The following is a 26447-nucleotide window of genomic DNA, read 5'->3' as shown; positions in this document are numbered from 1 at the left end:
ATTAATATATGCGTATAAAGCATGATTTTTAACCATACTCCCCTATTATTTTTTAATTCTTGGGCTCTTCTTCGATATCTTCAGGCGGCATTATCTGTTGCGACAAGCCCAGCAATACTGGCGGCACGTAGCTCGCGAGCAGCGCGGCGCGGCTGTCCGGCGTCTCCAGGCTGATGCGGCCCAGCGCGCCGGTGCGGTAATCCTGCAGCAGGGTATTGGCGGCTTTTTCGTAATCCCAGTCGCCGCCTTTCAGGCGGTAACCGCGCCGCAGCGCAACGCCTTCGACTACGCTGACCGCATCCATGCCTTCGGTTTTCATGTTGTAGCGCGTTGCCAATAATTGCGGATAGCGCTGCAGCAGAATCTCGGCCAGGAAAGTGGCGATTTCTTCCTCGATCAAGGCGTTGACGCCGATCGCGTGGCTGGCGGCCAGCATCAGGCCGTCGGTCGGATGGGCGATTTTCGGCCACAACAAGCCGGGCGTATCGATCAGGATCATGTTCTTGTTCAGGTACAAGCGCTGTTGCACCTTGGTCACCGCCGGCTCGTCGCCAACCTTGGCCACGCGTCTTTTGAGCAAGGCGTTCATCAGCGTCGATTTGCCGACGTTCGGGATGCCCATGATCATCATCCGCAGCGCCTTGGTCGGCACGCCGCGATGCGGTGCCTGCTCCAAGCATAAGGCGGGGATTTTCAAGACATCGGACGGTTTCTTGCAGGACAGCGCAACCGCGCGCACGTTTTTCTGGCTATTGTAAAAAGCCAGCCAGGCTTGCGTCGCCACCGGGTCGGCCAGATCGCTCTTGTTCAGGATTTTCAGGCAAGGGCGTTGCCGGAACAGGCGCAACTCTTCGACCATTGGATTGCAACTGGCTTGCGGGATGCGGGCATCGAGCACTTCGATGACCAGATCGGTAGCTTCCATGGTTTCCGCAGCTTTCTTGCGGGCGGCGTTCATGTGGCCGGGGAACCATTGTATCGACATGCGGAATCAATTCTTGCGGGATAAAACGCTATTGTACGGAGTTGTGGCGCGCACCATCTAAAATCCGTCCAGCCCGGCCAGCACCTGCAAATGCGCGACCACGCTGCGCCCCAGCGCAGACAGGTTGTAGCCGCCTTCGAGGCAACTGACGATGCGCCCGCCTGCATGCAGTTTGGCGACATCCATGACCTGCTGAGTAATCCATGCGAAATCGGCTTCGACCAGATCCATCTGGCCAATATCATCTTCCCGGTGGGCATCGAAACCGGCCGAAATAAAGATCATTTGCGGCCGGTATGCGTGCAGCGCTGGCAACCATTTTTCGGTAATTTGCTGACGCACCACTGCGCCTCCGGTGTAGGCCGGCAGCGCGATGTTGATCGCATTCGTGATGCTGCGGTCGGTCCCGCTGTACGGATACAGCGGATGCTGGAAGAAACTCGCCATCAGCACTCTTGACTCGTTGGCGAATGCTTCTTCGGTGCCGTTGCCATGATGGACATCGAAATCGACGATCGCTACCCGTTGCAGTCCATGCACTTCCAGCGCGTGCCGCACCGCGATGGCGACGTTATTGAACAGGCAAAAACCCATCGGCTCCGTCGGCCGCGCATGGTGGCCGGGCGGGCGAATCGAGCAGAAGGCGTTTTCAATTTCGCCTTTGATGACAGCATCGGTGGCCGCCACCGCAGCACCGGCAGCGGCCAGCGCCGCTTTCCAGCTGAACGCATTGAGCGAAGTATCGCCATCCAGCGGGTAATAGCTGGACTGGCCGCTGTGCGCCTGCGGCACGTTGTCGCGCACCAGCGCGATGGCCGCCGGCGTATGGACGCGGGCGATGTCAGCCAGATCGGCAGCCGGCGCCTGGCGATGCTCCAGATAAGTGCCAATCCGGCTGGAAATCAACTGATCTTCAATCGCCTGCAGCCGGGCCGGCGACTCCGGATGCCAACTGCCCATTTCATGGAGCATGCAATCGGGATGGGTATAAAAAGCTGTCGTCATGGATGCATGATCGCCCGCTGCTGCGGGCATGACCTTCTTGAATTAAATCGGGTTGAAATCATGGATAGATAAATGGCAAAAAGAGCGGCAAAAAGCGGCTGAAAGCCGTCCAACACAACTGACGCTAACGCAAACCCGTCATACTGCATACACTCACTATCTTACGCTTTCAGGCTGGGCCGCATGTATCCCCAACGCCAGGCAGTCACCGACGGCGCTGTTGCAGCCGTCGCCTCAGAACCACAATCCACTTTTGCACAATGTCGATAAAATTTCCCAAAACACCGCAGCGTCCGACTTTCCTTTCCACCCTGCCCTTGTTGCTCGCACTGGGATTGGGGCCACACACCGCAGCGCAGGCTGGCCAACCCGGTGCCGCGCGTAAGCTCGCCTTTATGCAAGAAAATCAGGGGGAATTCGTCAATTTTGGGCAGTGGGAAGAAGTCGCAAGCTTCATTGATAAAATGGTTGAAAAACACCATTTCGACAAGACCGAACTGCAAGCAATCCTGGCCCAGGTTAAATATTCCGAAACCGCAATCCAGCTGATGAAACCGGCGCCGCCGGGACGCCCAAAGAACTGGCAAGCCTACCGCGCACGTTTCGTGGAGCCGATACGCGTCAATGCCGGCGTGCAATTCTGGAACGACTACGCCAGCGAACTGGAACGTGCCGAAATACAATACGGCGTTCCGGCGGAAATCATCGTCGGCATCATCGGCGTGGAAACCGTATATGGCCGCAACATGGGAAATTTTCGTGTGCTCGATGCGCTGACCACCCTGGCTTTCGACTACCCGAATACCCCGACACGCATGGCAAGAATGGAGTTCTTCCGCGGTGAACTTGAAAATGTCCTGTTATACGCGCGCGAATCCGGCATCGACCCATGGTCCCTGACCGGATCGTACGCAGGAGCGATAGGCTGGCCGCAGTTCATGCCCAGCAGTATTCGCGCCTATGCGGTTGATTTCGATCAGGACGGCAAGATCGATTTGCGCAATTCGCCAGCAGATGCAATTGGCAGTGTGGCCCATTTCCTGACGATGCATGGATGGAGACGCGGCCATCCTATCGTCTTCCCTGCGACCATTCCCCCATCGGACGACCATGACAAGCCTTGGGCATCATTCCTCGGCCAGGGCTTGGAGGCAAAATATACGTTCGATGCATTGGCAAGCGCAGGTGTAGTGCCAAGTCCGCAGGCACCAACCGATTTACTATACGGCCTGGTTGATTTGCAAAACGGTATCGAAGCGACCGAATACTGGCTGGGTACCGATAATTTTTTCGTCATCACCCTGTATAACCGCAGCTTCTTTTACGCGATGTCGGTCATCGAACTTGGCCGCACAATCAGCGCCATGCGCACCCGATAGTTGCGCAGCCATTAGCGTCATTCGGGATATTGCGCATACTTAATGCAATGTTGACAACAATCAACTCTAATTATTATTAATCTGACAAAATATTTCTTGAGTGGAGGGAATTTTTATATTTTTTAATAGTCTGACACTTGTTTTACAGATATTTCTCTCGAAATGAGATTACTATCACGTTCATTTTTGCCGCACGGCATTAATTGTTGGCGCATCAAAGCAATTGCAATTGGGGATTTTTATTGCTGCATTACTTTTAGGGCAATAAATTTAACCAGGTATTTCAAAGCATCGCATCGTTATGCGTGATATTTGTATTGCTGTGGAAGCAACTATAAGAGCATGAAAAGCAATTGGTACAGCCTATCTATCTGGATCTAAGGATTTGTTTTTAAATGTAAATTTGCTTACGGTCTTACGCCGTTTCACGGTATTACTACACCGCGATGCATGAATAAGCAGATTCTTTGTTGCGCTTCCATCTCCATAAAATTTAAAAAATGAAAGACCAAGATCATGAGCACTCAAACAGACAATGACACCGGTAGCACCGCACTTATGGACCAATTTGAATACAATCCGAACCGTCTCCTGGATACGCTGATCGAAAAACTGCATCTGAAAAACGATGCCGCACTTTCCAGGGCGCTGGAAGTTGCACCACCTGTCATCAGCAAGATTCGTCACCGCAGATTGCCGGTCGGCGCGTCTCTCCTGATCCGGATGCACGAAGTGAGTGATTTGAGCATCCGCGATCTGCGTTACCTGATGGGCGATCGTCGCAACAAGTTCAGGATCAGCGACAAGCAGTTCAAGCCAAAAGAAGCGGCAACAGCATAATCCACGGCCGCGCGTAGCGGAATGCATTTGATCGCAGGACTGACGTCTTATCAGTTCTGCGACCGGGAAGTTCAGGCGGGAAAAACCCCGGTTGAGAGGTAGCGGTCACCGCGATCGCATACGATAAAAACGATGGTGGCATTCTCTATCGTTTGAGAAACCCGTAGCGCAACTTCGCAAGCACCAGCAGCGGAGATGCCGCAGAAGATCCCCTCTTCGACCGCTAGCCGTCTAGCCATGTGTTCCGATGCGGCCTGGCTTACCGCTTCAATCTGGTCGACTCTGGACTTGTCATAGATTTTTGGCAGATAGGCTTCCGGCCATTTACGGATGCCGGGAATCTGCGAACCCTCTTCCGGCTGTGCGCCAATAATGCGCACTGCGCCGCTTTGTTCCTTCAAATACTGCGACACGCCCATGATGGTGCCGGTGGTGCCCATCGCGCTCACAAAATGCGTCACGCGTCCATTGGTGTCGCGCCATATTTCGGGCCCGGTAGTTTCATAATGGGCGCGCGGGTTGTCCGGATTGGAAAACTGGTCAAGGATAATGCCCTTGCCGTCTTTCTGCATCTGCAGCGCCAGATCCCTGGCATATTCCATGCCGCCGATCTTGGGCGTGAGCACCAATTGCGCACCATAAGCAGACATGCTTTGACGCCGTTCCATGCTGAGGTTTTCCGGCATCAGTAAAACCATCTTGTAGCCGCGGAGGGCCGCCACCATCGCAAGCGCAATGCCGGTATTGCCGCTGGTGGCTTCAATCAGGGTGTCGCCAAGCTTGATCTCGCCGCGTTCTTCGGCACATTTGATCATCGACAAGGCGGCCCGATCCTTGACCGAGCCAGCCGGATTATTGCCTTCCATCTTGCCGAGGATAACGTTATTTCTACTGGCAGTATCAGCGCCCGCGATCCGTTTCAGTTCAACCAAAGGGGTATTGCCTATCGTGTTTTCTATTGTCTGATAACGCATGGTGTCCGGTCTGTCGGATTAACAAAGCTGTATTTTAGTCCGAGTCAAGCCAGTTCGCGCTGACTGCTCGCCAAATCGTGCGGCAATAAAAAACCCCGCAACTTGCGCATGCGGGGTTTCAGGGAAAATCTGCGGTTAGTTAATTTAATATTTAGATGGCGCAGCTTCTGGCTTGGCTTTCTTATCCTTGCTGGCCGGGGCCGTTGTACTTGGCATCGCTTTTTCCGATGTTGCGGCCTTCGGCTCCGCAGTGGCAGCCTTCACCTTTTTATCTGTGGCAGCTGCAGACGCTTTGGCGGGAGCATTCGGCCTGTTCTTGCCATTGATGGTCAGACCCGCTTCTGACAGTTTGGCGGAATTTTTGTCGCCAATACCTTTGACCCGTTTTTCAAAATCTGGCCAATCCTTGAAGTCGCCGCCCTTTTTGCGCTCCTCAATAATGGTTTTGGATTTGGCTGGTCCAATACCTTTAATGCCGTCCAATGCCGCCTGATCAGCCTTGTTGACATCGACTTGTGCGAATGCAAATCCCATAGTTGCGATTAAAGCGAGCACGCCCAGCAATAATTTTTTGAACATTTCATTCCTCTTTAGTAGGTTGATGATTGTTAAAACAGTCGAAATAGCACTGGCGAAATGCACTCGCAAGTGGCATTGCAGACTATACAACAAGTCGATTCAGAAATAGCAAATGGATCACACCAGCCGCTGATTTTGATCCTGCAATTCATCCAGGGAAACGGTGGCCGTGCCCAGTTTCCCCACCACGATGCCGCCGGCACGATTGGCGTAGGACACCGCCTGCGCCAGCGGCAGCCCGGCGCCCAGCATCACGGCCAGCGTGGCGATTACTGTGTCTCCGGCTCCCGAGACGTCATACACTTCGCGCGTCACTGCCGGCACATGCGAGACGCCCTGCGCCGAATACAGCGTCATGCCTTCTTCGGAACGGGTCAGCAACAGCGCTTCCAGTTGCAGCCCGGTACGCAGTTGCTGGGCTTTGGCAGTCAGCTCGGCCTCGCTGTGCCAGGCGCCAACGATGGCACGGAACTCTGCCTTGTTGGGAGTCAATATCGAAGCCCCGGCATAGCAGCTGAAATCCTCCCCCTTCGGGTCGACCAGGACCATTTTGCTGGCCTGCCGCGCCAACTGGATCATGGCGGCCACATTGACCAAGCCGCCCTTGGCATAATCGGACAACACCACCACGTCGTAATCTGGCAGCAGGGCATCGAACTGGGCCAGTTTGTCGCGCAACGCGTCATCGGCCGGCGCTTGCTCGAAATCGATCCGCAGTAATTGCTGCTGGCGGCCGATCACGCGCAATTTGATGATGGTCGAAGTAGCAGCGTCGCGCTGCAGGTAGTTGCGAATTGTGGATTCATCCAGCAGGCGTGCAATCGCGTCGCCTGCTTCGTCCTGTCCCACCACGCCCAACAAACCGGCGTGTGCGCCCAAAGCAGATACATTACGGGCCACGTTGGCCGCGCCGCCCAGGCGCTCTTCGCTTTTCGCCACATGCACCACCGGCACCGGCGCTTCGGGCGATATCCGGTTGACGTCGCCGAACCAGTAACGGTCCAGCATCACATCGCCTGCCACCAAAATTCGTGTCGTATTCAGTATCGGCAGTTTCATAGCGTATTTCCTTTGCCGGTCAGAGCCGCGTGGCAATTTCCGCCGCCCCCAGTGCGTGGGTAGGAATCCTGCAGCTGTCCAGGATGGCAGCCTGGTCGGCAACCAGACCCGGAAAAAACATTACTGCCGAGTTCAGTCAGACAGGCTGCGGTGACCAAGCCAACATGGCCGGTGCCGATAATTGGTATTTTCATAAACTTAGCAGGTAGGTTGCAATCGGACGATGGATGGGGTCAGCCAGTGGCGCAGCAACCTAATTCATCACGTTGAGTTCTTCGGTGCGGCGCGGCGGATATGTTTCCCAGAGATTGCAACCGGGGCACTGCCAATAGAATTGGCGCGCCTTGAAACCGCAATGACTGCATTGATAACGCGCCAGCTTTTGCGCATAGCTGTGCACCAGATGCTTGACCATCGATAGTTCGGGCCGGATTTCCGGCCTGGCATCCATCAGCCGGGCATCGAGCAACTTGTCCAAACCGAGCAAGGTTGGCGTACGACGCAATTCATCGCTGGCCAGTTGCTTGGCGGCGTCCACCCCATGGAGTTCGAATACCGCCTTGAAAACCACTTCCAGCAAATCGATGGACGGCGCTTCGGCCAGATAAAACTTCAATAAATTGATGCCTTCCTCGGCCCGCCCGACACTGCGATAACCATCCATCAGGCGCTGCGCCGCCAGCGCCACATGCGGCACGCTCTGCTGTTCGACCCGGCGCCAGGCCAGCAATGCGCCTTCGAGGTCGCCTTTGGCCTGCGCCACGTCGCCGATCAGCAAAGTAGCACGCACGCTTTTGCGGTCGGCAGCCAGGGCTTTTTCCAGCAAGGCCAGCGCGGCATCCGGATGGGTATGCACCAACTCGTCTTGCGCCATTTCACAGTAGAACTGGGCGATTTCCTTTTGCAGTCCGCCAGCGCCGGATTGCTGCAATCCTTGCGCCGCTTCAATCGCGCGCGGCCATTCCTTTTCGCGCTGAAAAATTTCCAGCAAGGCACGCTGCGCTTGCGCGCCGTAGGGAGTTTTCAGCAATTGATTGAAGGTTTCTTCGGCCCGATCCAGCAAGCCCGCTTTCAGATAATCCTGGCCCAGTTCAAACAGTGCCTGCAAGCGATGTTCCTGCGGCAGATCCGGTCGCGCCAGCAAATTCTGGTGCACGCGAATCGCTCTTTCAGTTTCGCCGCGGCGGCGAAACAGGCTGCCAAGCGCAAAATGCAGTTCAACAGTTTCCGGATCGAGTTTGACAATTTCAATGAATGCATCGATGGCCTTGTCCGGTTGCTCGTTGAGCAGAAAATTCAAGCCCTTGAAATAACCGCGGGGCAAACTGCGCGACTCCGATAACAATTGTTTGATATCCACGCGCGCTGCGATCCAACCCAGTCCGAAAAAAATCGGTATCCCGAGTAACCACCAAATTTCAAATTCCATGTAGGTTCAATCTTGTCATAACTTATTCCGTTTTCACATCAATCGTGAACGCGAAGGCCAACACAGACAATACGCAGGCGGTACGCAGACACGGCCACGCGAAGCCGATAAAGTGCATGGTTGATGTGAAAATAGAATCACCGCTCCAGCACACCGTCTGGTTGCGGCGGCTGGCTGCGCGACAGATCACGCGCGGCGCTCTCTTTTTCCATTTTGGCGATAATTTTCTTGTGCCGGTTCAAATCGCGGCGCTGGCGCAATACCGTGGACATCATGGCCAGCACGCCGAAAATGGCGCCGCTGACGAAAAAAGCCAGCAGCATCAATACCAAAGGCGCCCGTATTTCATAACCTAAAAAGAATTGCAATGCGACTTCCTGCGTATTCTTGAGGGCGAATCCAAAAAAAACAATAAACAGCAGACCTGCAATTATTCTGAAAATGAGCTTCATTGCACGGCTCTCCAATACATGGCTGGCTGCGCGGGAATCGTGCAGCCAGCAAGACCATGCGAAATTGTACGTGAAAAAAAACGGCATCCGTAGATGCCGTTTCGATTTATCTGTAAATGACTCAGTCTTCCCTGATCGGCTGTCCCACCATCGCATCCACGCGTTCGCGCAATTGCTTGCCCGGCTTGAAGTGCGGCACCCGTTTTTCGGGCACCATCACCTGGTCGCCCGACTTCGGATTGCGCCCGATGCGCGGCGGCCGGCTATTCAGCGCAAAGCTGCCGAAGCCCCGAATCTCGATGCGCTGACCAGTTGCCAAGGCATCAATCATTGCGTCCAGAATTGTTTTGACTGCGTAATCCGCATCTTTGGCTACCAGTTGCGAATAATGCTCGGCCAAACGGGCAATCAACTCCGACTTAGTCATTTACCGACCGACAATCAGTTCTTGTTATCGAACTTGGCCTTCAACAGTGCGCCCAGGCTAGTGGTGCCTGAAGCTGCATTGTTGTCGGTGGCTGCCATCTTGTGCATCGCTTCTTGTGTTTCGACATTGTCTTTTGCCTTGATCGACAATTGGATGCCACGTGCTTTGCGGTCGATGTTCAACACCATTGCTTCAACGGTGTCGCCAACTTTCAGGTGAGTACCGGCATCTTCAACGCGATCGCGCGAGATTTCGGAAGCCCGCAGATAGCCTTCGACTTCTTCGGACAACTGGATCACTGCGCCTTTAGGCTCGACCGATTTGACGGTACCCGTTACCAGGGCGCCCTTGTCGTTCATTGCAGCGAAGTTGTTGAATGGATCGCCTTCGAGTTGTTTAACGCCCAGGGAAACGCGCTCGCGTTCGACGTCAATCGCCAATACGATAGCTTCCAGTTCGTCGCCTTTCTTGAAGCGGCGTACTGCTTCTTCGCCGGTTTCAGTCCAAGACAAGTCGGACAAATGCACCAGACCGTCGATGTTGCCAGCCAAGCCGATGAATACGCCAAAGTCGGTGATCGATTTGATCGCGCCGCGGACTTTATCGCCCTTCTTGTGGGTGATTGCGAAATCATCCCAAGGATTGGACTTGCATTGCTTCATACCGAGGCTGATGCGGCGACGTTCTTCGTCGATTTCCAACACCATGACTTCAACTTCATCGCCCAATTGGACAACTTTGTTTGGCGCCACGTTCTTGTTAGTCCAGTCCATTTCGGACACATGGACCAAACCTTCGATACCTTGTTCGACTTCAACGAATGCGCCGTAGTCAGTCAGATTGGTAACTTTACCGAACAAGCGGGTGCTTTGCGGATAGCGACGTGACAGGCCAGTCCATGGATCGTCACCCAATTGCTTGACGCCCAGCGAAACACGATTTTTTTCTTTGTCGTATTTCAGAATTTTGGCAGTGATTTCCTGACCCACTGTCAGCACTTCGGATGGGTGACGCACACGACGCCATGCCAAGTCGGTGATGTGCAGCAAGCCATCGATGCCGCCCAGATCCACGAATGCGCCATAGTCGGTGATGTTCTTGACCACGCCGTTGACGATGGAGCCTTCTTGCAGGGTTTCCATCAATTTCTGGCGCTCTTCGCCCATCGACGCTTCGATTACCGCACGACGTGACAGCACGACGTTATTGCGTTTGCGATCAAGCTTGATGACCTTGAATTCGAGCGTTTTGCCTTCGAACGGGGTAGTGTCCTTGACTGGGCGGGTATCCACCAGCGAACCAGGCAGGAAAGCACGAATGCCATTGGTCAGAACGGTCAGGCCGCCCTTAACCTTGCCATTAACCGTACCAATGACGATTTCGCCGGATTCCATCGCTTTTTCAAGCGCCAGCCACGAGGCCAGACGTTTCGCCTTGTCGCGCGACAGGATGGTATCGCCAAAGCCGTTTTCGAGCGATTCGATCGCAACTGAAACGAAGTCGCCAACCTTGACTTCGAGTTCGCCTTGATCGTTTTTGAATTCTTCAACAGGGATGAAGGCTTCGGATTTCAGGCCGGCGTTGACGATGACGAAATTATGGTCAAGGCGCACGACTTCAGCAGAAATCACTTCACCGGAACGCATGTCCTGACGGGACAACGATTCCTCAAACAGGGCGGCAAAACTTTCCATTCCTGTAGATTCGGTAACGATGGGTGCCATTCCAGTAGATTCGATGGCGGTTGTAGCAGTAGTCATAGGTTTTTTACATGTTATCCAGCAGGGGACGCGACAGGCGACTTAAACTGGGTTAGGTTTATCAACACCGCACTAGACCACGTTATGTGTCATGTACGGCAACAACGGCACTACAAAATTACAAAAAACAAACTTTAAACATGCATTTGCGCATACCAGCGCAGCACTTGCGACACCGCCTGATCCGCGTTCAGCTCGGAAGTATCGAGCAAATATGCATCCTCGGCGGGCTTTAACGGGGCGGTAGCACGCTGTACGTCACGCGCATCACGCTCATTCAAATCCCGCGAAAGGTCGGTAATACTAGCAGAAAAACCCTTGTCAATCAATTGCTTATACCTTCTTTGCGCGCGCGCCTCGACGCTGGCGGTCAGGAATATCTTTAATGATGCATCCGGGAAAATGACGGTGCCCATGTCGCGCCCGTCCGCCACCAGCCCGGGAGCCCGCCGAAATCCCAGTTGCAGGCCGATCAGCGCCTGCCGCACTGCAGGCAGGGCGGCAATTTTTGACGCGGCATTGCCGATATCCTCGGCCCGGATCGCGTCAGTGACGTCGACACCGGACAGCCGCACCGCAGCGCCGTCGAAACTGCACGGCAGCGCCGCCGCCAGCGCAGCTATGCGCTCCTGATCCGACAGCGGCGTGTTGCTGCGCATTGCAGACAACGCGGTGAGCCGGTACAGCGCGCCGGAATCCAGATAATGCCAGCCGAGCTGCTGCGCCACGCGCTGCGCGACAGTGCCTTTTCCGGAGGCGGTAGGGCCGTCGATGGCAATCACTGGAACACGGATCTGATGCATTACAATTCCTGACTTGGTTGGAGTATATGAAAAAATAGTGCTATTGCCGCATATAAACATGGCGCCACTATTTATACTGGCCATTTATTGATAATAATTCATACAACAGCCGCGTCAAAACAACTCATTGCGCGCGATGCTGGCGAACGTTTCGAAATAATCGGGGAAAGTTTTGGCCACGCATTTGGGGTTGTTGATGCGCATCGCGGCGCCATTGCGCGCCGCGCCGCCCAGCGTCGCCAGCGAAAAGCACATCGCCATCCGATGGTCGTCGTAGGTATCAATGGTGGCGGCGCAAATCTGCGCCGGCGGCGTCACCCGCAAATAATCCGCGCCCTCTTCCACCAGCGCGCCGACCTTGCGCAACTCGGCCGCCATCGCGCTAATGCGATCGGTTTCCTTGACCCGCCAGCTGCCGATGTTGCGCAGCATGCTGGGGCCGTCTGCGTACAGTGCCGCGACTGCGATGGTCATTGCGGCGTCCGGTATGTGGTTGAAATCGGCATTAATCGCTTTTAATACGCCATTCGATTGCGCTTCGATCCAGTTTTCGCCCATGGTGATAGTCGCGCCCATTTGCTGCAGCGCTTCGACAAAGCGCACATCGCCCTGGATGCTGGCGCTGCCGACGCCTTCGACCCGTACCGGGCCGCCTGCAATCGCGCCCGCCGCCAGAAAATACGAGGCCGAAGAGGCGTCGCCTTCGACCTGAATCATGCCCGGACTCTGGTAATGCTGCCCTGCCGCAATCACGAACGATTGCCAGCCGTCGCGCTCAACCGCCACGCCGAAGCGCCGCATCAGGTTCAAAGTAATCTCGATATACGGCCTGGAAATCAGCTCGCCGATGACGTCGATGGTAAGCGCATGCGTGCGCGCGATGAAGGGCGATGCCATCAGCAATGCGGTCAGGAACTGGCTCGAAACGTTGCCGCGCACGCGCATGTGCTGGGCCTCGACATGGCCGCGCTGGATGTGCAGCGGTGGAAAGCCTGCGACGCCGGTATATACGATCCGGGCCCCGATCGCGTTCAGCGCATCGACCAGATCCCCGATCGGGCGCTCATGCATGCGCGCCACGCCGTGCAGCGTGTAATCGCCGCCGATCACAGCCAGCGCTGCGGTCAGCGGGCGAATCGCGGTGCCGGCATTGCCCATGAACAAATCGGCCTGATGCACAGGAGGATTGCCATCGACGCCAAACACGGTGTAATTCTGCGTCGTGTCCTGCTGCTCCCAGCGCACTCCCAGCAGTTGCAGCGCGTTCAGCATTACGAAAGTATCGTCCGACGCCAGCAAATCCAAGATCTGGGTGGTGCCGCCGGCCAGCGCCGCCAACAACAAGGTGCGATTGGAAATACTCTTCGAGCCGGGCAGTTGCACCGTGCCCTGCGCGCGCATCGCGGGCGCCAGATCGAGATGATCCGGATAATGTTTCGGATGCTGCGCTTGCGCTTGGATGCTGGTTGGTTTCATGCTGCGCGTCATTAGTCGCCGCCTTCTTGATGGTGTTTTTCTGCCGTTTCAATCGATATTTCCCAGCGTTGCCGGGCTTGCTGCGCGTTGGCAAAGATCGCTTCCATTGCGCCGCCGTCGCCGCTTGCCAGCGCGCTGCGCAATTGTGCCAATTGCAGCATATAGGCATCCAGCTCGCCCAGCAGCGCGGTCTGATTGGACAGCGCGATATCGCGCCACATTTCAGGCGAGGAGCCGGCAATCCGGGTGAAATCGCGAAAACCGCTGGCCGCATACTGGAACAGCAGGTCGGCATGCGGTTTGCGCGCAATATCATCGACCAGCGCATACGCCAGCAGATGCGGCAAGTGGCTGACCGAAGCAAATACGCGGTCGTGCTGCTCCGGCGTGAGGCGATGGATGATCGCGCCGCATTGCTGCCAGACGGCGGCTACGCGGGCCACGTCGGCCGGCGCATTTTCAGGCAGCGGCGTCAGCACCACTTTCTTGTCGACATACAAATCGGCCAGCGCCGCTTCCGGCCCGTTCAGTGCGCGCCCGGCAATCGGATGGCCCGGCACGAACTGCGCGATCTTGGCGCCCAACGCACGGCGGGCGGCGGCCACCACATCGGTCTTGGTGCTGCCGGCGTCGGTGACGATGGTGCCGGCCTGCAAATGCGGTGCGATGGCTTCCAGAATCGCCTCGGTCTGCGCTACCGGCGCTGCAATCAATACCAGATCGGCGTCCCGCAAGCAGATCGCCAGCGCGTCGCAATCAGAGCTGCTGGCGCTATCGATGATGCCCAATTCGATGGCGCGCGTCAGCGGCGCAACAGTGCGGCCGACGCCGACAATCTGCGTCGCAGCAGCCGCCTTTTTGAGCGCCAGCGCAAATGAGCCGCCGATCAGCCCGACACCGAAAATAACGATTTTTTTGAACAAGGAAATGACTCTAATGGTGAGGTTATGCCAACGAAGGAGCGCCGGCGTTAGCGCTGACCTCCCCTTTCCATATCTTTAAAATTACAAAAAAGCGGGAGTATGACAAAAAACACCACACTATCCGCATAGATATATTGCACTTTTAAAAAATACACTAAACAGTATATTTTCAGTGTGCCGTCCCGTGAAAGGAACTAAAGCGCACTCAGGCCGCGTTCACTTCCGCTTTCAGCACCGTGCGCAGCGCATCGATAAAGATCGCGTTTTCTTCCGGCAAGCCGATTGAGATGCGCAACCATTGCGACAAGCCGTAATTGGCGACCGGGCGCACGATCACGCCCCGTTTCAGCAACGCTAGGTTGATGCGGGCGCCGGCATGGTCGTCAAGGCCGACCTTGACCAGCACGAAGTTGCCGAAGGACGGCACATATTGCAAGTCGATCGCATCGAAAAACTCTGTCAGCTGCAGATAACCGGCGGCATTCAGGGCCGCGCTTTTTTGCAGAAATGGCGTATCGCCCAGCGCCGCAATAGCCGCCGCCTGCGCCAGCGAATTGACATTGAACGGTTGCCGGATGCGATTGAGCAAATCGGTGACGGCCGGTTGCGCAATCCCGAACCCGACTCGCAAACCGGCCAGTCCATACGCCTTCGAGAGCGTGCGCGACACCAGCAGATTCGGATAAGTCCTGACCCATTCGGTCGATTCGTATTGCAATTCCGGCGCCAGATATTCGTTATAGGCTTCGTCCAGCACCACCACAATTTCCGGCGGTACACTTTTCAGGAACGCTTCGATGGCTGCGGCGGGCAGGAAGGTGCCGGTCGGATTATTCGGGTTGGCGATATAGATCAGTTTGGTGTCGGGTGTAATCGCGCGCGCCATTGCGTCAAGATCATGGCCGTAATCCTGGGCCGGCACCTCGATGGCGCGCGCGCCCACCGCCTGAGTCGCCAGCGCGTAGACCAGAAACGCATACTGCGCATACATTATTGCCTGGCCCGGTTGCACGAACGCGTGCGCGGCCAGCTCCAGAATGTCGTTGCTGCCGTTGCCGAGCGTGATCCACTCTTGCGACACGCGGTATTTTGCGGTGATCGCCGCTTTCAAGTCGAAACCGTTGGCATCCGGATAGCGACCGAGATCGGCTACCGCATCGAGCATCGCCTGCTGGGCAGATTCCGGCATGCCGCGCGGATTTTCATTGGAAGCAAGCTTGACAATCGTGGCCTGGTCCAGACCGAATTCGCGCGCGACTTCCGCAATCGGCTTGCCGCTCTGGTAAGGGGCAATTGCACGCACATAATCAGGACCGTACTGTATCGACATCTTGGACTCCGAGTTGAATGAAATTAAGCGCAAAAAGGATAAGAACCGAGCACCTTGAAAAAGGCGGCGTTCTGTTTTAGCTCGGCCAAGGCCCGGGCCACCTTGTCGTCTTGCAGATGGCCCTCGATATCGACATAGAAATAATATTCCCAGGTACCCATGCGGGCCGGGCGCGATTCGAAGCGCGTCATCGATACGCCGTGTTTGGCCAGCGGCGCCAGCAAATTATAGACAGCGCCCGCCTTGTTCGGCACCGACAATACCAGCGAGGTCTGATCGCATCCACTCGGGCTAGTCTGCAAGCGGCCGATCACCGCGAAGCGGGTGCGATTGTGCGGATCGTCCTGGATGTGCGCGTTGATGATTTGCAAACCATATTGCTGACCTGCAATCTCGCTGGCGATGGCGGCCGTGCCGGGCTGTTCCGACGCCAGTCGCGCCGCTTCGCCGTTGGAAGCGACTGCATGGCGTTCGATGTTCGGATAATTCTGGTTCAGCCAGGCTTGGCACTGCGCCAGCGCCTGCGAGTGGGCGCAAATCCGCAGTACGCCGTCCATCGTCCCGCTCAAGGACATCAGGCTGTGATGGACTGGAATCGACACCTCGCCGCTGATCAAAAGCGTGGTTTGCAGCAGCAGATCGAGGGTCCGGTTGATCGCGCCCTCGGACGAATTTTCCACCGGCACCACGCCAAAATCGGCGGTGCCTGCTTCCACCGCGCGAAATACTTCATCGATCGAGGGGCACGGCATGCCTTCCACCGCACGGCCGAACTGCTGGTATACCGCCTGTTCGGTAAAAGTGCCAACCGGGCCGAGAAAAGCGACCGTGACCCGGTTCTCCAGCGCCCGGCAGGACGACATGATTTCGCGAAAAATGGTTTGTACGTCGGGGCCAAACAAGGGACCAGGATTGCGTTCGGCGACCCGGCGCAGCACTTGCGCCTCGCGCTCGGGGCGGAATACCGGCGCATTGGTTTCGGCTTTCAGATGACCGACTTGCTGCGCCAGGCGAGCGCGCTGATTCAGCAATTCCAGAATTTGCTGATCGATTGCATCGATTTGCACCCGCAAGGGCTGGAGTTTATCTTGGCTCATATTTTCTTTGTTGTGTGGGCCGCTACCTGTAACCCGATTGCAGCTAATGCAGCTAAGCGTGCTGGCGCTCGAATTGTTGCATGTAGTCCACCAGCGCCTGCACACCCTCGATCGGCATCGCGTTATAGATCGAAGCCCGCATGCCGCCAACCGATTTATGTCCCTTGAGTTGCAACAAACCACGCTCTTCGGCTCCCGCCAGAAACGCTGCATTATGCGTATCGTCACGCAGCGAAAACGGGATATTCATCCTGGAACGACAATCGGGAGCGATTTTGTTGCTGTAAAAACTGCTGGCATCGATGGTGTCGTACAACAATTTGGCCTTGGCGATATTGCGCTGCTCAATTGCGGCCACGCCGCCCTCGCGCAGCAGCCACTGAAACACCAGACCGGCGATGTAAATCGCATACGTCGGTGGCGTGTTGTACATCGAATGGTTATCCGCTACCAATTTCCAGTCAAACGCAGAAGGGCAAAACGGCAGCGCATGTCCGATCAAGTCATCCCGCACGATAACGATGGTCAATCCGGCTGGGCCGATATTCTTTTGCGCCCCGCCATAGACAACGCCATATTTCGACACATCGATCACGCGCGACAAGATGTGGGACGACATGTCGGCGACCAATGGGGCGTCGTTGGTGGCGGCCGCAACCTCCGGCACGAACTGATATTCAACCCCATCAATGGTTTCATTGGTACAAATGTGCACGTATGCAGCGTTCTCCGACAAGCGCCAGACCTCGCGTGCAGGAATCGCCGCAAAATGGGAATCTTCGGAGGACGCCGCGACGTTGACGTTGCAATACTTCTTCGCTTCCTTAATGGATTTGGTCGACCAGGAGCCGCTGTTGATGTAATCCGCAGTCGCCGGCTGCGGCTTGCGGCCGACCAGATTCATCGGAATGATCGCATTTTCGGCAATCGCCCCGCCCTGCATGAAGAGAATCCGATAATTGTCAGGCACCGCCAGCAATGCGCGCAGGTTGCGCTCGGCCGCTTCGATGATGGACATGAATTCCTTGCCGCGATGGCTCATCTCCATCACGGACATGCCGCTGCCATGCCAATCGAGCATTTCAGCAGCCGCCTGCTGCAACACTTCCTGGGGCAGCATTGCCGGCCCAGCGGAAAAATTGTAGATACGCGTCATGCTTGGCCCGGCTCCCCACTATCGGTATCGGTATCAATTTCGATATCGGCGCCGGCCTCAACATCAATTTCGGCATCGACTTCGACATCCGGCTCGATTATGCGTTGCAAGCCGCTTAGCCTGGTGCCGTCTTCGACTGCGATCAGTGTTACGCCCTGTGTAGCGCGGCCCATTTCACGGATTTCGGAAACACGGGTCCGGATCAAAACACCGCCGGTAGTAATGAGCAGAATTTCATCGCTGGACTCGACCAGTGTGGCAGCCACGACCCGACCATTGCGTTCACTGGTCTGGATCGCGATCATGCCTTTGGTGCCGCGCCCATGACGGGTGTATTCATGGATCGGAGTCCGCTTGCCGAAGCCGTTCTCGGTGGCAGTCAAGACGCTTTGCTGGTCGTTTTCAGCCACCAGCAAGGAAATCACCTGCTGGCCTTCTTCCATATTCATGCCGCGCACACCGCGCGCATTGCGGCCCATCGGCCGCACATCGTTCTCGTCGAAGCGCACCGCCTTGCCTGAATCCGAGAACAGCATCACGTCATGCTTACCATCGGTTAGCGCAGCGCCGATCAGGAAATCGCCCTCGTCCAGGTCAACCGCGATGATGCCTGCCTTGCGCGGGTTTTTAAAGTCTTGCAAAGGGGTCTTCTTGACGGTGCCAAGGCTGGTTGCCATGAAGATATAACGGTCTTCCGGGAAAGTCCGATTTTCGCCCGACACCGACAACACCACGGTGACCTTCTCGCCTTCCTGCAGCGGGAACATGTTGACGATCGGCTTGCCGCGCGAATTGCGCGAACCTTGCGGCACCTCCCATACCTTGAGCCAGTACAAGCGACCGCGGTTGGAGAAGCACAAGATGTAATCGTGGGTATTAGCGATGAAAAGCTGGTCGATCCAGTCGTCTTCCTTGGTTGCCATTGCCTGCTTGCCGCGACCGCCGCGCTTCTGGGCCCGGTATTCCGACATCGGCTGCGACTTCATGTAACCGGTATGCGACAACGTCACTACCATGTCCTGCGGCGTGATCAAGTCTTCGGTGCCAAGATCGGTTGCATTGAGCTCAATTTGCGAACGGCGCACGTCCTTGTTGCCTTCGCCGTATTCGTTTATGGCCAGGTTCAGTTCATCGGTGATGATGACGGTCACGCGTTCCGGCTTGGACAGAATATCCAGCAAGTCAGCGATCTGCGCCATCACATCCTTGTATTCATTGACGATCTTGTCCTGCTCCAGCCCAGTCAAGCGTTGCAGACGCATCTGCAGAATTTCCTGGGCCTGGTCATCCGACAACTTGTACAAGCCGTCTTTCTGGATGCCGTAGTGTTTCGGCAAATTTTCGGGACGGAAAGCCTCGATGCCACCGGTATTCTCTGCCCCGGTACGCGCCAGCATTTCGCGCACTACCGAGGAATCCCAGGCGCGCGACATCAATTCCAGTTTTGCAATGGGCGGCGTCGGCGCAGCCTTGATAATGGCAATGAAATCGTCAATATTGGCCAGCGCAACCGCCAAGCCTTCCAGCACATGCCCGCGTTCGCGCGCACGGCGCAACTCAAATACGGTACGGCGGGTGATGACTTCGCGCCGATGCGACAGGAAGCACTGCAGCATCTCTTTCAGGTTCAGCAGCTTCGGCTGACCATCCACCAGCGCCACCATGTTCATACCGAAGGTGTCCTGCAATTGCGTCTGCTTGTAGAGATTGTTCAACACAACCTCCGGCACTTCGCCGCGTTTCAATTCGATCACTACGCGCATGCCGGATTTGTCGGACTCATCGCGAATATCGGAAATGCCGTCAAGCTTCTTGTCGCGCACATGCTCCGCAATACGCTCCAGCAAGGTTTTTTTGTTAACCTGATACGGCAGTTCATCAATGATGAGCGCGGTACGACCTTCCCGGCCGAACTCTTCGAAGTGCGTCTTGGCGCGCATCACAACCCGGCCGCGGCCGGTGCGGTAGCCATCGCGCACACCGGACACACCATAAATAATGCCGGCGGTCGGAAAATCCGGTGCCGGAATGATCTCGATCAGTTCATCGATGGTGCAATCGACATTGCGCAGCAAGTACAAGGCGCCCTTGATGACTTCTGTAATATTGTGCGGCGGGATATTGGTTGCCATCCCGACTGCGATCCCGGAAGAGCCGTTAATCAGCAGATTGGGAATCTTGGTCGGCAGTACCGACGGCTCTTTTTCCTTGCCGTCGTAGTTAGGCACGAAATCAACGGTATCTTTGTCGATATCAGCCAGCAATTCATTGGCAATCTTTCCCAGGCGGCACTCGGTGTAACGCATCGCCGCAGCGCTGTCGCCATCGACCGAACCGAAATTGCCCTGTCCATCAACCAACATGTAACGTAGCGAAAAACTCTGCGCCATCCGCACCAGCGTGTCGTAAATCGAGGCGTCACCGTGCGGGTGATATTTACCCATGGTTTCACCGACCACGCGCGCGCATTTTACATACGGACGGTTCCAGACATTGTTCATTTCATGCATCGCGAACAAGACGCGGCGATGCACCGGTTTCAAGCCGTCGCGCACATCTGGCAAGGCACGGCCGACGATTACGCTCATCGCGTAATCGAGGTAGCTCTTGCGCATTTCTTCTTCAAGGGAAATCGGGATTGTTTCTTTGGCGAATTGATCCATTGGCTGTTCGGCTACTTTTTGACTGGGTTAACGTACGATGCCTATCGTTAAGGCATTGTTACAGCAACTGGTTGAAGCTTGTAAACGAATAATTTTATCATGTGCCGGTTTCATCATGGCGTTTAAGAAACCCAGAATGGCGCTGCGATATTTTCCAGAAAATACGGCCTCATCTATAAAATATGTTTAAATACTGCCGGATATTTCAACCGCACATACTTAAAAATCGCAAAAAAGGAAGCAGCATGCTCATAAAACTGGCCATGGGCCTTGCGATTGGCGCAACAGCCTTTGGCACGAACGCCCAGACATCTGACATCAAAGCAAAAACACCAGACAGCGCATACTTGCAAGACAGCAATCGAACAGTGGTGCGTAGCGCCTACGGCCTCTGCTGGCGCACAGGCAATTGGGTCGCTGCAGATGCAGTCCTGGGATGCGACGGCGAACTAACTTCCCCCATTGCGAACCCCACTGCCCCAGCCGTTGCAGCACCGCTCGGCCAAGCAATTACGCCTGCGGTCGCACCAGAGCCTAAAAGGTGTGATTTCATCGCAACACTGGAAAACGACCAGACTTTTCTATTCAATAGCGCCACCTTAGCCAAGGCCGCCAAAAAACGGGTCGACGATGAGGTGCTACCGAGACTTGCAAATTGCACGAATATTGAATCAATACACATAACCGGCCATACCGACTTACTCGGATCAAAAAAATATAATCAGTTGTTATCCGAAAAACGCGCAGGGAACCTGACTGCTTACCTGAAAAGCAAAAATATCGTTTCCAGTATCAACACATTGGGCGCAGGCGCGACACAGCCAGTAAAAACCTGCAGCAACAATTTACCTCGCAAAAAACTTATTCAGTGTCTGGCGCCCAACCGCCGACTAATTATTGAAGTTAAAGGGCTGTCAGTTAAATAACAATGCACCAAATTTAGCGGATCATTTTGACCGGCGTTTTAAATAATTTCCCAAATGAAAGTCATTTATTTTATCGTTGTGAAATCGCAACGAATGGCCAAAATTACACTGCAGTCAATTTAACAAACAAAGCAGCAAGTCAAAGCCTATGGCAAAATGAAAACCGGACTATTGCATAGGGCTAATTTATAACTGTGATAACCTGTTGCTAGTAGTAATTTAATTCTAGATGTTGTAAATTTGTTGCGCAGTTTATCTGCGGATATCTCACCCGAGAGGAAAAAATATGAAAAAATTAGCAAAACTCGTCTTCGCTGCGTCCGCAGTCCTGTCTATTTCGGCATCTGCACAAGGCACACAAGATATTCAGGCTAAAACACCAAATAGTGCATACGTACAAGACAGCCGTGGTGTAATTGCACGCAATCCATTCGGCTTGTGCTGGCATGCCGGTTACTGGACTCCTGCCGACTCAGTTGGTGGTTGCGATGGTGAGATCGTTAAAGCTGCCGCCCCAGCGCCAGCCGCTGCTGAACCAGCACCTGCACCGGCTCCCGTTGTTGTTGCACCAACATCAGAAAAAGTCACTTTTGCAGCGGATGCATTCTTTGATTTTGACAAGTCCGTACTGAAAGCCGACGGTAAAGCGAAGTTGGACGATCTGGCCTCGAAACTGGGCGGCGTCAATCTGGAAGTTATCATTGCTGTTGGTCACACAGACTCCATCGGAGCTGATGCTTACAACCAAAAACTGTCGATCCGTCGTGCTGAAGCAGTTAAAGCTTACTTGGTTTCCAAAGGCATCGAAACCAATCGCGTATACACTGAAGGCAAGGGCGAGAAGCAACCTGTTGCGAGCAACAAAAATGCTGCCGGCCGTGCTAAAAACCGTCGCGTAGAAATCGAAGTTGTTGGTACACGTAACCAGTAATCGATTTTGCTCGAGTGAAACCCCGCGAATGCGGGGTTTTTTTTGGCGCAAACAATCACGTAGATTGCCTTGGTCGGAATCTTCAAATTTATTCTACAAGACCTGCGCATCGGCACATTTACAGCTATCATGTCGCCTATGAATGCTGACCCTCTTGAACTACAAAAATTCAGTGATCTCGCTCACCGGTGGTGGGATCCAAGCTCGGAATTTCGTCCCTTGCACGCAATTAATCCACTCCGCCTGGAATGGATTAATGCCTGCGTGCCATTAGCAGGCAAAACCATTGTCGATATAGGCTGTGGCGGCGGCATCCTGTCAGAATCAATGGCAAACAAGGGTGCGAATGTGACTGGAATCGATTTATCCGAAAAGGCTCTCAAGGTTGCCGACCTGCATAGCCTGGAATCCGGCGCAAAGGTTCGTTACGAATTGATTGCCGCAGAAGACCTGGCGGCAAGAGAACCTGGCACATACGACATAGTGACATGCATGGAAATGCTGGAACATGTGCCGGATCCAGCTTCCATCGTTCGCGCCTGTGCCACTTTGGTAAAACCCGGCGGCCGCGTATTTTTTTCCACGCTCAATCGCAACCTGAAATCCTACCTGTTCGCAATTATCGGAGCCGAATACCTGCTGCGCCTGCTGCCAAAAGGTACGCATGAATATGCAAAATTCATTACCCCGGCGGAGTTATCGCAATACATTCGCAATGCGAACATGACTGTCGATGTCATGAAAGGGCTGACATACAATCCTGTGACCCAACTGTATTCACTCAATCACGACACCAGCGTCAATTACATGATGGCCTGCACGCGCACTGTGTAACATAATTTTACTAATCGACAACTGTCGCCCCAATATGCGAAATCGCAGATAGACTTGCCTTGACCGCCAATACGCCCCCAATCCCCCGCGCCATCCTGTTCGACCTTGACGGCACCTTAGCCGACACTGCACCTGATCTGGCGGCGGCTGTGAACTTGTTGCGAACAACCCAAGGCTTAATACCCACTCCGTACGAATCACTTCGCCCCGCGGCATCATCAGGCGCGAGAGGATTGATCGGCGTGGCATTCGGGCTCCAACCTGAAGATGAAGGCTATGAAACCTTGCGAATCGCGTTCCTGAACAACTACGCCGCAGCGCTGACAGTGAAATCCCGACTATTCGATGGCGTAATCGACCTGATCAAGGGATTAAGTGAGTACGACCTGGCGTGGGGAATCGTAACCAACAAGGCAGCGCGTTTCACCGAGCCTTTAGTGCGCCAGATTGGCTTGCACGAAGCAGGTTGCGTGGTATCCGGCGATACGATGCCACAAGCAAAACCACATCCGGGGCCGCTATTCGAAGCCGCCAGGCGTCTTGGCATATCTCCACAGGATTGTTGGTACGTAGGCGACGACATTCGCGATATTCAGGCAGGGCATGCTGCCGGTATGCATACCGTCGCGGCAGCGTGGGGTTATTGCGGCGAACTTGCGCCCCGTGCATGGGGTGCCGATTTGATCATAAATACACCATTACAGTTATTGGAATGCATCCGTAGCAGATGTCTGGCCTAGAGGCCTAGGGAGAATCTGTTACGAAAGATCTTGGGCATCACATTTTGCGCAACGAATGTAATGCTGTCAGGGTTTTCTTGAAAAATCGCTATGATGATTTTCAGAATTCATGCGAAAGTATATATACTCCCATGATATTTTACAAAAATACACACTCACCGTATACCATATATGCGGTAAAAAATAATACACCATACCGTATATAATAAAAATCAGGAACGCAGCTTATCCGTCACGATGTCTTGATGGCGCTCGTATCGGCGCGTGCAGTGCCCCCCCCCTAACCGCTGATTGACTCCCAACTCCTGCTTACCTGCGCGCCGCCATGCAGCAACTGCTCCAGAGCGCGGGGCTGAATGCTGCGTACTGGATGATGCCCCGTACAATCGGGCTGACCATATTTCTGGCAGTCGAAGTAGCAAAACCTGCGGCGGCGCTTACATATACAGAGGACGTGAATGGGTTTAAAGGAGCGTATGCGGCGCCATATACCGAGTCGGGAACAGATTCAGGGCAACCGCTGGCTCGCCTGGCTCGGTCCCTGGCTGCACCAGCCAAAACTCTGGCACTGGTCGCGGCGCGGGGTTGCCTTGGGCGTAGCGCTGGGCATGTTCTTCGGCCTGCTGGTCCCCATCGCACAAATTCCACTCTCGGTAACCGCCGCTGTGATACTGCGCGCCAATGTCCCAGCCGCCGTCGCCAGCACACTCATCACCAATCCGATCACCTTCGGCCCGATCTACTACGGCGCTTACCGACTGGGTGCCTGGGTGACCGGTGGCGCCATGCCGGCGAATGCTGCCGGCCTCTCCATCACAAGTAAAATCAATGGCGAGGCCAGCCTGTGGCAGCGCATTACCACTCTGGGTAAACCGCTGCTGGTGGGTCTGGCTATCACGTCCACGCTGATGGGGTTGCTGACTTACGGACTGATCACGCTGGTCTGGCGCTTGCGGACATTGTCCAAACGGCGCAACAGGAGGCGCTCATGAGTGCGTGGCGCAGCTTGATTTTTCTGGCCCTTGCGGCATTTTCCGAAGATATGGCGCGGCGGGAAAGTCTGCGTATGGGAATGAAAGTCGGCTGCAATCTACGTCGAATCTCAGGACGCATTGGCTCCAGGTGGTTGCTCACAGTTACGCGCAGCTTGCGCTAAGTGCTTGATTGCAAGTAAAATTATTCCTTTGATCAGCGGCTACTACAATAAACTGGTAGCCGTTCTGGACCTAGAGGCTGGGGGTTAAAATCTTCTCATCCCGACCAGGTTATCGGGCGGCTTTTTCTTGTTTAATTCTTTTTAACGGCAAACCATTGAATTCCGTTCCCCTATGGGTGCAGTTGCTTGCGCTTGCTTTTCTGATACTTTGCTCGGCCTTCTTTTCCATTTCCGAAACTTCTCTGCTGGCGGCCAATCGCCATCGGCTGCGCCATCTGGCAAAACGCGGCAGCAGGCTTGCCAGCACCACGCTATGGTTGCTGGGACGCATCGACAAGGTGCTGTCGCTGATTCTAATCTGTAATACCGTCATCAATGCGCTGGCGACCGCCTTGGTAATCGTGATGGCGATTAGCGCCTTCGGCAATGACGATAAGGTCATCATCATCGCCACCGGCGGGGTGGCGTTCCTGTTGATCATCTTCGCCGAAATCGTCCCTAAAGTGATAGGTGCAACCTATCCCGAGCGCATCATCATGCCGGCCAGCTTCGCCCTCAAAATCTTGCTCGCAATAGGCAAGCCGGTAGTCTGGTTCGTCAACCTGTTGGTCTCCGGGTTATTCAGGCTGCTTCGCATCAAGACCGGCGCCAACGCAGAAGAGCAACGATTGTTGCCGGAAGAGTTGCGCTCGATCGTGCTGGAAGGCGGCAATTTCATCCCGCAGAAACACAAGAGCATCCTGCTCAACCTGTTCGACCTGGAAACCATTTCAGTCGAAGACGTGATGACGCCGCGCGCTCAGATCGAGGCTCTGAATCTGTCGGTTCCGATAGAAGAGATCAAGCACCAGCTGGTGACCTGCTATCACAACAAGCTGCCGGTCTACGAGGGCGAAATCAACAAAATCTTAGGTATCCTGCACATGCGCAAGGCGGTGGCCTTGCTCAACCAAGAACAGGAGTTGACGGTGGAGCACTTTCGCGCGCTGCTGACCGAGCCCTATTTCATCCCGCAAGATACCAGCGCATTTACACAACTGCAGTATTTTCAGGAAAACCATGAGCGCCTTGGCATCATCGTCGACGAGTACGGCGAAGTGCAGGGCCTGGTGACGCTGGAAGACATCATTGAAGAAATGATCGGCGAATTCACGACTTCCACCCCGGGCGCCAGCCGCGCCGATAACTTCAAGTGGGACGAGCAGGGCGAATGCCTGCTGGAAGGCATCACTGCGCTGCGCGACATTAACAAACGGCTTGGACTGGAACTGCCGCTGGATGGGCCGAAAACGCTGAACGGCTTGCTGCTGGAATTATTACAGGATATTCCGGAGGCGAGTGTCAGCGTCAAGTTTCCAAAGTGCATCATCGAAATCATCCAGGTCCAGAATCAGGCGATCAAAGTGGTCAAACTGATACGCCGCATGCCAAAAAGCCGCGCGGCCAACAAAACATAATTCTTTGGCAGGACAAGCCGGATGAAGGCGTAAACAGCAGCGCTGTGATGGCAATGCCTTTACAAG

25 protein-coding genes are annotated in these 26447 nt (G+C 54.8%); 8 read left to right on the top strand and 17 right to left on the bottom strand.

Annotation, left to right across the window (positions count from 1 at the left end; all coding sequences use genetic code 11):
* Positions 1 to 52: 52 nt before the first annotated feature.
* Entirely contained in the window at positions 53 to 985 is a 933-nt protein-coding gene (ylqF, locus tag FKCLFG_RS01595; protein ID WP_472614502.1) for a ribosome biogenesis GTPase YlqF, read from the bottom strand.
* A 57-nt stretch (positions 986 to 1042) separates the two neighbouring features.
* On the bottom strand, positions 1043 to 1990 hold the full coding sequence (locus FKCLFG_RS01590; RefSeq protein WP_472615898.1) for a histone deacetylase family protein: 948 nt from the start codon (positions 1988 to 1990) through the stop codon (positions 1043 to 1045).
* A gap of 260 nt (positions 1991 to 2250) precedes the next feature.
* Here FKCLFG_RS01590 and mltB point away from each other — a divergent pair, with 260 nt between their 5' ends.
* Both mltB and FKCLFG_RS01580 read left to right on the top strand, forming a co-directional pair.
* Positions 2251 to 3369 carry a lytic murein transglycosylase B gene (gene mltB / locus FKCLFG_RS01585; protein ID WP_472614501.1) on the top strand — a complete coding sequence of 373 codons (1119 nt, stop codon included), beginning with the start codon at positions 2251 to 2253 and terminating at the stop codon, positions 3367 to 3369.
* Between the two features lie 516 nt (positions 3370 to 3885).
* The gene (locus FKCLFG_RS01580; protein ID WP_472614500.1) at positions 3886 to 4209 is read left to right on the top strand and encodes a hypothetical protein; all 324 of its coding nucleotides are present in this window, start codon (positions 3886 to 3888) and stop codon (positions 4207 to 4209) included.
* Positions 4210 to 4280: 71 nt separating this feature from the next.
* On the opposite strand, the gene cysM is transcribed toward FKCLFG_RS01580, so the two are convergent.
* The 15 genes from cysM to gyrA form a co-directional block, all read right to left on the bottom strand.
* Positions 4281 to 5183 (bottom strand): cysteine synthase CysM, encoded by a 903-nt coding sequence (gene cysM, locus FKCLFG_RS01575; RefSeq protein WP_472614499.1) that lies wholly within the window; start codon positions 5181 to 5183, stop codon positions 4281 to 4283.
* 144 nt (positions 5184 to 5327) lie between these two features.
* Complete coding sequence (locus FKCLFG_RS01570) at positions 5328 to 5762, bottom strand: ComEA family DNA-binding protein (RefSeq protein ID WP_472614498.1); 435 nt, start codon at positions 5760 to 5762, stop codon at positions 5328 to 5330.
* A gap of 117 nt (positions 5763 to 5879) precedes the next feature.
* Entirely contained in the window at positions 5880 to 6821 is a 942-nt protein-coding gene (gene rfaE1, locus FKCLFG_RS01565; RefSeq protein WP_472614497.1) for a D-glycero-beta-D-manno-heptose-7-phosphate kinase, read from the bottom strand.
* Positions 6818 to 7015, bottom strand: a complete 198-nt coding sequence (locus FKCLFG_RS01560; protein WP_472614496.1) for a hypothetical protein — start codon at positions 7013 to 7015, stop codon at positions 6818 to 6820. The genes rfaE1 and FKCLFG_RS01560 overlap by 4 nt, the downstream gene beginning before the upstream one ends.
* A 59-nt stretch (positions 7016 to 7074) precedes the next feature.
* Complete coding sequence (gene lapB / locus FKCLFG_RS01555; RefSeq protein WP_472614495.1) at positions 7075 to 8250, bottom strand: lipopolysaccharide assembly protein LapB; 1176 nt, start codon at positions 8248 to 8250, stop codon at positions 7075 to 7077.
* Between the two features lie 137 nt (positions 8251 to 8387).
* The gene (locus FKCLFG_RS01550; protein WP_472614494.1) at positions 8388 to 8702 is read right to left on the bottom strand and encodes a LapA family protein; all 315 of its coding nucleotides are present in this window, start codon (positions 8700 to 8702) and stop codon (positions 8388 to 8390) included.
* Between the two features lie 121 nt (positions 8703 to 8823).
* A complete protein-coding gene (locus tag FKCLFG_RS01545; RefSeq protein WP_472614493.1) occupies positions 8824 to 9129 on the bottom strand; it encodes an integration host factor subunit beta in 306 nt (101 codons plus the stop codon).
* Positions 9130 to 9143: 14 nt separating this feature from the next.
* The gene (gene rpsA / locus FKCLFG_RS01540; RefSeq protein WP_472615897.1) at positions 9144 to 10823 is read right to left on the bottom strand and encodes a 30S ribosomal protein S1; all 1680 of its coding nucleotides are present in this window, start codon (positions 10821 to 10823) and stop codon (positions 9144 to 9146) included.
* Positions 10824 to 11023: 200 nt separating this feature from the next.
* Positions 11024 to 11692 carry a (d)CMP kinase gene (gene cmk / locus FKCLFG_RS01535; RefSeq protein WP_472614492.1) on the bottom strand — a complete coding sequence of 223 codons (669 nt, stop codon included), beginning with the start codon at positions 11690 to 11692 and terminating at the stop codon, positions 11024 to 11026.
* Between the two features lie 114 nt (positions 11693 to 11806).
* Complete coding sequence (gene aroA / locus FKCLFG_RS01530; RefSeq protein WP_472614491.1) at positions 11807 to 13168, bottom strand: 3-phosphoshikimate 1-carboxyvinyltransferase; 1362 nt, start codon at positions 13166 to 13168, stop codon at positions 11807 to 11809.
* 11 nt (positions 13169 to 13179) lie between these two features.
* Positions 13180 to 14091 carry a prephenate dehydrogenase gene (locus FKCLFG_RS01525; RefSeq protein WP_472614490.1) on the bottom strand — a complete coding sequence of 304 codons (912 nt, stop codon included), beginning with the start codon at positions 14089 to 14091 and terminating at the stop codon, positions 13180 to 13182.
* Positions 14092 to 14296: 205 nt separating this feature from the next.
* Positions 14297 to 15421, bottom strand: a complete 1125-nt coding sequence (hisC, locus tag FKCLFG_RS01520; protein WP_472614489.1) for a histidinol-phosphate transaminase — start codon at positions 15419 to 15421, stop codon at positions 14297 to 14299.
* Positions 15422 to 15444: 23 nt separating this feature from the next.
* On the bottom strand, positions 15445 to 16518 hold the full coding sequence (gene pheA / locus FKCLFG_RS01515) for a prephenate dehydratase (RefSeq protein WP_472614488.1): 1074 nt from the start codon (positions 16516 to 16518) through the stop codon (positions 15445 to 15447).
* Between the two features lie 52 nt (positions 16519 to 16570).
* Positions 16571 to 17674: a 3-phosphoserine/phosphohydroxythreonine transaminase gene (gene serC / locus FKCLFG_RS01510; protein ID WP_472614487.1), complete on the bottom strand. Its 1104-nt coding sequence runs from the start codon at positions 17672 to 17674 to the stop codon at positions 16571 to 16573.
* Positions 17671 to 20337 (bottom strand): DNA gyrase subunit A, encoded by a 2667-nt coding sequence (gene gyrA / locus FKCLFG_RS01505; RefSeq protein WP_472614486.1) that lies wholly within the window; start codon positions 20335 to 20337, stop codon positions 17671 to 17673. Before gyrA ends, serC begins: the two co-directional genes overlap by 4 nt.
* A gap of 245 nt (positions 20338 to 20582) precedes the next feature.
* Here gyrA and FKCLFG_RS01500 point away from each other — a divergent pair, with 245 nt between their 5' ends.
* The 6 genes from FKCLFG_RS01500 to FKCLFG_RS01475 all read left to right on the top strand — a co-directional run bounded on the left by FKCLFG_RS01500 (position 20583) and on the right by FKCLFG_RS01475 (position 26381).
* On the top strand, positions 20583 to 21263 hold the full coding sequence (locus FKCLFG_RS01500) for an OmpA family protein (RefSeq protein WP_472614485.1): 681 nt from the start codon (positions 20583 to 20585) through the stop codon (positions 21261 to 21263).
* A gap of 286 nt (positions 21264 to 21549) precedes the next feature.
* Positions 21550 to 22194, top strand: coding sequence for an outer membrane protein OmpA (gene ompA, locus FKCLFG_RS01495; protein WP_472614484.1), 645 nt, complete (start codon positions 21550 to 21552; stop codon positions 22192 to 22194).
* Positions 22195 to 22332: 138 nt separating this feature from the next.
* Positions 22333 to 23028 (top strand): bifunctional 2-polyprenyl-6-hydroxyphenol methylase/3-demethylubiquinol 3-O-methyltransferase UbiG, encoded by a 696-nt coding sequence (gene ubiG, locus FKCLFG_RS01490; protein ID WP_472615896.1) that lies wholly within the window; start codon positions 22333 to 22335, stop codon positions 23026 to 23028.
* 59 nt (positions 23029 to 23087) lie between these two features.
* Positions 23088 to 23768 carry an HAD family hydrolase gene (locus FKCLFG_RS01485; RefSeq protein ID WP_472614483.1) on the top strand — a complete coding sequence of 227 codons (681 nt, stop codon included), beginning with the start codon at positions 23088 to 23090 and terminating at the stop codon, positions 23766 to 23768.
* A 476-nt stretch (positions 23769 to 24244) separates the two neighbouring features.
* The gene (locus FKCLFG_RS01480) at positions 24245 to 24760 is read left to right on the top strand and encodes a DUF2062 domain-containing protein (protein WP_472614482.1); all 516 of its coding nucleotides are present in this window, start codon (positions 24245 to 24247) and stop codon (positions 24758 to 24760) included.
* Positions 24761 to 25079: 319 nt separating this feature from the next.
* Positions 25080 to 26381 (top strand): HlyC/CorC family transporter, encoded by a 1302-nt coding sequence (locus FKCLFG_RS01475; RefSeq protein ID WP_472614481.1) that lies wholly within the window; start codon positions 25080 to 25082, stop codon positions 26379 to 26381.
* Positions 26382 to 26447: the final 66 nt, after the last annotated feature.

The sequence above is a fragment of the Gelidimonas denitrificans genome, from assembly GCF_055694065.1.
This window is presented reverse-complemented; position numbering and strand designations above follow the sequence as displayed.